The sequence below is a fragment of the Deltaproteobacteria bacterium genome, assembly GCA_019308925.1.
GTDB lineage: Bacteria > Desulfobacterota > B13-G15 > B13-G15 > RBG-16-54-18 > JAFDHG01.
The window spans coordinates 23,102-29,905 of record JAFDHG010000043.1; the positions used below are offsets into that span (position 1 = coordinate 23,102).

Below are 6,804 nucleotides of genomic sequence, written 5' to 3' on the forward strand. Positions count from 1 at the left end.
GAGATATTAGCACCTGGTCTCCTTAGCACCATTCAAGATAGGGGGAGATTCGGCTATGGTCGATACGGGGTCCCCCCCAGCGGGGCCATAGACCCCTTCTCCCTGAGGGTGGCAAACCTGCTCGTGGACAACCCAGAGGATGAGGCGTGCCTGGAGATCACCCTCCTGGGATTAAAGGTCAGGGCCCTAACCGATGCAGCCATCGCCGTTACCGGGGCTGACCTCCAACCTTTTCTCAATGATGAGCCCCTGGAGATGTGGAGGTCTCATGTCCTAAAGAAAGGGGATATCCTTTCATTTAAAGGGGTCAAGAGCGGTTGTCGTTCATATCTAGCCATAGGAGGGGGGATCTCCTTGCCTGTTGTTATGGGGAGTAAATCGACGAACATCTCCTCTAAATTCGGCGGATTGGAGGGAAGACCTCTAAGAGGGGGTGATATCCTTCATTCAGAAGCACCTCGATTTCACCTCCTGGCGGAAGGACGAAGGTTCCCCCAAGGATGGGTTCCGCCATACGGTAAGGAGTGGCGATTAAAGGTGATCTTTGGCCCTCAAGATGACCAATTCACCGAAAGGGGTAAAGAGACCTTTATCGGTTCCGCATACCAAGTAAGCCCCCAAACAGACCGCACCGGTATCAGATTGGCCGGAGCGGTGATCGAGAGAAGGCCTGAGGTAGGCGAGTCGATCATCTCCGAGGGGGTGATCTCCGGGACCATCCAAGTACCCGGGGATGGTCAGCCCATCATCATATTGGTTGAGACTGTAACCGGAGGATATAGGAAGATCGCTACCGTCATCACCGCCGACCTCCCCCTCTTGGGGCAGCTAAGACCCGGGGATACAGTGAGATTCAAACAGGTATCTTTAGATGAGGCCTCCCAAGCCCTAGGGGAGATGGAGGAGAGGATCAAGAGGTTCAAAGAGGGCTTAAGCCTGTCCTAAAGGGTGGCCAGTTCTTCGTTCACAATGTCTGATATAAACATATGCCCTGGAACATGGGTGATACAAATCTCGGGCTTGGCATCTAAAAGGGCCTTCTGAGGCGTCACGCCGCAGGCCCAAAAGAGGGGTACCTCGCCCCCTCTGATCTTGACCGCTTCACCAAAATCAGGTGTGGACAGGTCTTTTATTCCTATCCTTTCCGGGCTCCCTATGTGGACAGGGGCCCCATGGACAAAGGGGTAACGAGATGTTATCTGCACAACCCTGGTTACCCTTTCATAGGGAATAGGCCGCATGGTGACGATTAGAGGTCCACGGAATATCCCCCCCTGCCTACACGGAATATGGGTAACATACATGGGGATGTTTTTTTTCTCCTCGATGTGGCGTACAGGGATGTGGGCATCAAGGAGGGCCTGCTCAAAGGTGAAGCTACAACCCAGGAGGAAGGTGACAAAATCCTCCTGCCAGAGGTTTCTTATATCCTTCTTCGTATCGTTTAAGTCACCATGGCGGAATATATGATAACTGGGGACATCAGTACGGATATCTGCACCAGGGGCCAAAAACTCCGTCTCACACCTCCCCGGCTCTAAGACCTCCAGTAAAGGGCATGGTTTCGGGTTCCTTTGACAGAAGAGGAAGAAGTCGAAGGCATATCGAGCAGGCAAGATGACAACGTTCGCCTGGGCATAACCGAGGGCAAGGCCTGCAGTTGGTTTGTCCCATTTGCCTTCTCGGATGAGATTGCGGATTTCTTGGGGAGAGAGTCGGCTGATGTCTTTGATGTCGGACATAACTAAACCCTCCTGAGGGTTTATCCTCACCCCCGCCCATGTAAAATACAGGGTTCAAGGATTCGAGGATTCTAAGATTTTAGCAAAAGGAAACCCACTTGAATCCTTGGACCCTAGAACCCTTTCTTTTCTGGGGCTTCAGGGGGCGATACCCCTCAATCTCCCGCGACAGGTCTACGACCTGTCCCTATGGGGGCTCCCAACCCCCAAAAAGAAAGGAGCTACGCTCTAGAACGAACTTTTTACAATCCTAGAAAGGCCTTCTTGACGATCTCCGACTCCAGTAACTCCTTTCCCCGCCCTGAATAGATGGTTTTACCGGTCTGTAAAATATATCCGCGGTCAGATAGCTCCAGTGCTTCCCGCACATTCTGCTCTACCAGAAGGATAGTATGCCCTTCTTCTTTCAATAGGGAGATGGCGTCAAACACCTCGGCGACGAGCTTCGGCATTAATCCCAGAGAGGGCTCATCCAGCATTAGCAACTTCGGCCGGGCCATAAGCCCTCGGCCGATGGCCAGCATTTGTTGTTCCCCGCCGCTTAGGGTCCCCCCCTTTTGCTTGTAACGCTCCTTTAATAGGGGGAAGAGATGGTAAACATAATCCATTCTTTCTTCTATCTCCCCTTTCGTGCCGGTAGTAAAAGCTCCTAAAAGTAAGTTCTCCTCCACTGTAAAAGGCCCAAAGATATGCCTCCCTTCTGGGACATAGGTAATTCCTAACCGGACAACTTCTGCGGAATTTTTCCTGGTGATGTCTGTTCCTTCAAACTCAATATCCCCTGACACCGGGCTGAGGGCTCCAATAACTGTTTTTAAAGCGGTGGTCTTGCCAGCGCCGTTGGCACCTACAATGGCAACCAATTCCCCCTCCCCTACCTCAAACGAGACCTCGTGGAGAGCGGGAATTCTTCCATAATGAACCTTAATCTTGTTTACCTTTAGCATATTTCTGTCCAAGGTATGCCTCGATTACCTTATCTTCCCTGGCCACCTCCTTAGGGATTCCCTCAGCGATTTTTCTCCCGGCGGCCATTACGATCACCCTCTCCGAGATTGTCATTATAAATTCCATAACATGTTCGGTCAAAAAAAGGGTGAGGTCCCTCTCCTCTTTTGTCCTTTGCAGAGTCTGAATGATCTCCTTAGTTTCCAGAGGATTTAGACCGGCTGCGATTTCGTCCAACATTAAGAGTTTGGGTTTAGTAGCTAGAGATCGAGCCAGTTCAATCCTTTTTTGGGTAGCTATTGGAAGTTCTGTGGGATATGCACTTGCCTCTTGTGCCAGACCTACTAACTCCAATGTCTCCTGGGCCTCCTTCCTGGCAATCCACCGATCACCAGTTCGACTGAAAGCTCCAATCATCGCGTTCTCTTCAACTGTCAGGGTTGGCATTATCTTCATTACTTGAAAAGTCCGGCCTATCCCCGCTCTGGCAGTCCGATGCGCTGGCCAGCCGGTAATATCATTCCCTTCGAAAAAGACCTTCCCACCGGTGGGTTCATGATAACCCGCAATGCAGTTAAACAAGGTGGTCTTGCCAGCCCCGTTAGGACCGATAAGACCCACAATCTCCCCTTGCTCCATCTCTAAAGAGATGTCAGCATTGGCTACCACTCCTCCAAATTCCTTAATCAGATTCTTAACTTCCAGTAACATGAGATAACTTCACCTTCTCCTTCTGGCCCTCTCAATGATGCCCCAGATCCCCCTTGGCTCGCGGGCAGCGATAATCATTATTATAAAGGCGTAGATCATGAAATCTATGCCATAACGTCCTATTCCTCCCAGCCAAGCCCCCAGATACATATCCAAAGGGATGAGAATTGCCGCACCGATTATTGGCCCCCATATAGAGCCGGCCCCTCCAACCATAACTGTCATGGCAATCAAGATAGATAAATCCATAGGCATAACCAAGTCGGGATCAATATATAAATAGTAGACGGTCATAAAACTACCACCTATCGCACCCAGAGCGGCAGCAATACAATAAGCTTTGACTTTTGTCAGGGTGACATTGATTCCCAAACTTGCTGCTGCCTCCTCATTATCTCTGACAGCTTGCAGCTCATAGCCCAGCTTCGACTTCCTGAACCAATTCATGTATAAAAGCTGCGCTATGAAAAGGAAGAAAATGAAGTAGTGATAATAAATTGGCGAGTCAAACTGCATGTAGGTGAAATTGACGCCGGGCATCACCTGAAGTTCTATACCCCGTGCCCCTCCGGTCCAGTCCCAAAAGATAAAAAGCTCCTTCCAGACCAAAGCGACACAGAGAGTGGCGATGGCAAAGTAATGGCCTCTAAGGCGGAACATGGGATAGGCGACGGCAAAAGACTCCGCCGTAGCAACTATCATACCTGCCGGAATGGTTAGCCAAAATGGGGTATTCCAATGGGACATCATAAGTGCGGTGGCAAAGGCCCCAAACCCTACATTTTTGGCCTGTCCAAGGTCCACTTGTCCCCCATAGCCACCGATGAGGTTCCAGCCCAGACCAAACAAGGCAAAGAGGAGAAACTTAATCATAACTGCCCTGGCATAGCATGACTCGACAATCCAGGGGAAAGCAAGGATGATCACAATAAAAATAACAAAACCGATCCTTTCAGAGAAGGGGCGGTCTCCAAATGAGAAGATATCCCTTAATATCCGGCCCATTTTACCATCCGAAAAGACCCCGGGGTCTAAACACTACCGCCAGGAAATAAGCGATGTAAATGAAAGTAAACTTCAGTTCACTTAAATATTGCCCGCCAATAACCTGTATTAGGCCGATAATCAGACCGGCAAGGAAAGCTCCTGAAATGCTTCCAAATCCGCCCAGCGCCACGATGGCAAAGGCGATCATGATGAAAACCATCCCTACGGTAGGAGTTACGTAATAGAAATGGGCTAGTAGAACTCCGGCTATCCCTACGGTGGCCCCACCAATCCCCCAGGCCAAGGCGCCCTCCCCAGTTTTGTTCGGTTTATCATCCAATAGACCAACGCAAATAGCAGCAGGCAGAGGCCTGCCGCCATCACCTTACTAGCATCAAGCATAACCCAACCTATAGAGATTGTTTTTCCTATCAAGATCCCATGCGAAATGGAGCGGACATCGGGACCAAAAATAAACATAAACAGATAGCGAAGGAATAGCATTAACCCAAACGTCCCAAAGAGCTGGGCCACCATAGGCCCACGAAGAATATGGCGAATGAGGAAACGATAGCTTACAATACCAACCAAAAATCCTATTGCTGCCGCAAAGGGTAAGGAAACAAGCGGGTCGAGGTGAAGATAAGAGGAGGTCAAAAGAGCAACATACATTCCCACCATCAGGAATTCCCCATGGGCGAAGTTAACAATGTTCATTACCCCGAAGATAAGGGATAGACCTAAGGAGATAAAGGCAAAGACAAGCCCCATTAATATGCCGAATATTATTAATTGAGTTGCCAATTCCATCTTTGTCTCGACCAGTTAAGAAAACAAAAGGGAGCAGCATAGCCAACTTCCGCTGGCTAAGCTGCTCGCCTTACTAATGCCAAAACTTGACCCTTTACTTCCAGCCCGGGAAGGGATAGATCAGATCGGCCGTGGCGAATTCAAAGGGATAGACGACTTGCAGCTTTCCATTCGGCCATCCCTGATACTGATTGATTACTCCAGAACCCAGCTCGTTTTGGTGGGTATCGCCCGGGAAAGGTGAGCCAAACCTTACGCCCTTCCAGGGCATGATAAGTTCCTTTCCGGGAATATAAAGTTTATTAAGCGCCTTTCGGATTGCCTTCGGGTCAGTTGATTTGGCATTGTTTAAGACATGGGCCCAAACCTGGACCCCTACAAAGTCTCTTGCGGAACTGCCGGAGAAGTCATAGCCTGTTTTTTTCTTGTACATTTTATTAATTTGACCTGCTACCGGTTTAACTTTGCCCAGCTCGGCCTGTCCCCAAATCAGGACAGGGGCGGCACGCATCTCCTTCAACGTCTTTATGAAAAGGATGGCATCCGCTACATAGGGAGCAAATAGATAACAGTTAGCCTTAGAGGCTATCAGCCTCCTAGCCTCACTGCTCAGGTCTGCTGCCTTATGCGGATACTTAAAGGCCTCTACAATTTTATATCCATGTTTGGCAGCGAATTTCTCGATCTCCTTCAACGCAGCCGCACCCCATTCAGTGTTCTCCACGGCAACAGCCAAAGTGTTGATCTTTCCTTTGGGGATGGGTTTTATGCCCCGTGCCTTACCTTTGACCAGGCCATCTAAGAAGTTAAACAGATCAGCGGTAAACCAGGTTTCATGTGGAGTAACCCTCCAAAACCACTTGAGGCCCCTCTTAGTAAGTGCCGGGGAGGTCGAATCCGGGTTAATAAAGGGAATACCTGCTCGTTCGGCTTCCACAGATGCCGTCTTCGTTACTGAGCTATTATAACAGCCCATCAGGCCTACAACTTTTTCATCCATTATTAACCTCTTCGCCTGATCAGCTCCCCACCCTGGATTTGCTCTGGAGTCGGCAAAAATTAGCTTGATCTTGGCTCCACCTAGACTTGGAATTCCTTCCCACTGAGCGATGGAGATTTTGAGCTCGGGATATTTACCATTGATAATATCGGCAGCCAATTCAGCCCCTTCCTTTAAGGTCTTACCTGTGGGGGCAAGGGCACCGGACAGTGGAAGAATAACCCCGATCTTGATCTCCTTTTCCGCAGCCATGATCGCAGAAGGGAAGGCCAAGGCAACAACAAGAAAAGCAACTAAAATCATCTTCTTCATAGTTTTTCCCTCCTTTTTTATTTAGATAAACCTTACCTTTTACTCCTTCACCACGTTGAGCACATATTCCTTGCCTCTTTAATACCTTACATCTCACACCCTCCTTTCCAAGGATTTCTGATTATAAAATTACCAAATTGTTACAGGAATATTACAAATTAGTCAAGTCCAATTTTTCTGGAGTTTCCTGACTTTTTAATATAGAAATTGTTATTGTGTAATAATATCAATATGTTGAAGATAGAGATATCTGGAATCCCCCCTTTTTGAGTTTTAAAATAGTGATCTAAACAT

8 protein-coding genes are annotated in these 6,804 nt (G+C 48.7%); 1 reads left to right on the top strand and 7 read right to left on the bottom strand.

Features of this window, described 5'->3' with window-relative positions:
* Positions 1-3 precede the first annotated feature (3 nt).
* Complete coding sequence (locus JRI46_08280; protein MBW2039575.1) at positions 4-945, top strand: biotin-dependent carboxyltransferase; 942 nt, start codon at positions 4-6, stop codon at positions 943-945.
* Here the strand turns inward: JRI46_08280 and JRI46_08285 are convergent.
* The 7 genes from JRI46_08285 to JRI46_08315 form a co-directional block, all read right to left on the bottom strand.
* Positions 942-1,742: a putative hydro-lyase gene (locus tag JRI46_08285; protein ID MBW2039576.1), complete on the bottom strand. Its 801-nt coding sequence runs from the start codon at positions 1,740-1,742 to the stop codon at positions 942-944. The genes JRI46_08280 and JRI46_08285 overlap by 4 nt on opposite strands.
* Before the next feature lie 242 nt (positions 1,743-1,984).
* A complete protein-coding gene (locus JRI46_08290; protein MBW2039577.1) occupies positions 1,985-2,689 on the bottom strand; it encodes an ABC transporter ATP-binding protein in 705 nt (234 codons plus the stop codon).
* Entirely contained in the window at positions 2,667-3,401 is a 735-nt protein-coding gene (locus JRI46_08295) for an ABC transporter ATP-binding protein (GenBank protein MBW2039578.1), read from the bottom strand. The genes JRI46_08290 and JRI46_08295 overlap by 23 nt, the downstream gene beginning before the upstream one ends.
* Before the next feature lie 9 nt (positions 3,402-3,410).
* Positions 3,411-4,406 carry a branched-chain amino acid ABC transporter permease gene (locus JRI46_08300; GenBank protein MBW2039579.1) on the bottom strand — a complete coding sequence of 332 codons (996 nt, stop codon included), beginning with the start codon at positions 4,404-4,406 and terminating at the stop codon, positions 3,411-3,413.
* A 1-nt stretch (position 4,407) separates the two neighbouring features.
* Positions 4,408-4,692 carry a hypothetical protein gene (locus JRI46_08305; GenBank protein ID MBW2039580.1) on the bottom strand — a complete coding sequence of 95 codons (285 nt, stop codon included), beginning with the start codon at positions 4,690-4,692 and terminating at the stop codon, positions 4,408-4,410.
* Complete coding sequence (locus JRI46_08310) at positions 4,662-5,198, bottom strand: branched-chain amino acid ABC transporter permease (GenBank protein MBW2039581.1); 537 nt, start codon at positions 5,196-5,198, stop codon at positions 4,662-4,664. Before JRI46_08310 ends, JRI46_08305 begins: the two co-directional genes overlap by 31 nt.
* Before the next feature lie 94 nt (positions 5,199-5,292).
* Positions 5,293-6,510: an ABC transporter substrate-binding protein gene (locus JRI46_08315; protein ID MBW2039582.1), complete on the bottom strand. Its 1,218-nt coding sequence runs from the start codon at positions 6,508-6,510 to the stop codon at positions 5,293-5,295.
* Positions 6,511-6,804: the final 294 nt, after the last annotated feature.